This window comes from Halomonas sp. V046 (genome assembly GCF_052645355.1).
The window spans coordinates 1-504 of record NZ_JBQXYF010000055.1 but is presented as its reverse complement, the minus strand read 5'-3'; the positions used below and the strand labels follow the sequence as shown (position 1 = coordinate 504).

Sequence of the window (504 nt, the reverse complement as noted above, 5' to 3'; positions counted from 1 at the left end):
GATTACGCTTGGCGTCGTGGGCATAGAGGGCGAGCACCTCGGGCTCGTGATCGCTTGCCGGGTAGTGGCGCAGCACGCGCTCCAGCAGGCCGGCTTGGCCGTAGACAAAGCTCAGCTCGAGTTCGGCGCCGTCGCTAATCGCGGCCAGCCGGCCCTGGCGGTAGCTCAGGGTCAGGGCGCGGCCGTCGCGCTCGCGCCGCTCGACCAGGCGGAAGTGGACCCGGTCGGCGCGTGAATCGGCGCTTGCATCGCCCCCGGTATCGCTCCTGACATCACTCCTGGTATCGACCCCGGCATCGACGCCCGCCATGCGCCGATAGCGCTCGCGGCTGCCGTCCAGGTAGGTCAGCTCATAGGTATCGCCATCGGGGTGGGCTAGGGTCATGCGCTCGCGCGGCAAAAAGCGCTGCTCGCCGGGGGCCAAGGGCTCGATGGGCAGGGCGCGATTGAGGCCGTCGATATAGGTCAGTTGGCCGCCGTGCTGCTCGAAGCGCAGATGATAGG

General features: G+C 68.5%; 1 protein-coding gene. It reads right to left on the bottom strand.

Annotation, left to right across the window (positions count from 1 at the left end):
- Positions 1-504: hypothetical protein (locus ACUN9Y_RS22195; RefSeq protein ID WP_445462912.1), on the bottom strand; the 504-nt coding region annotated here is incomplete at both ends.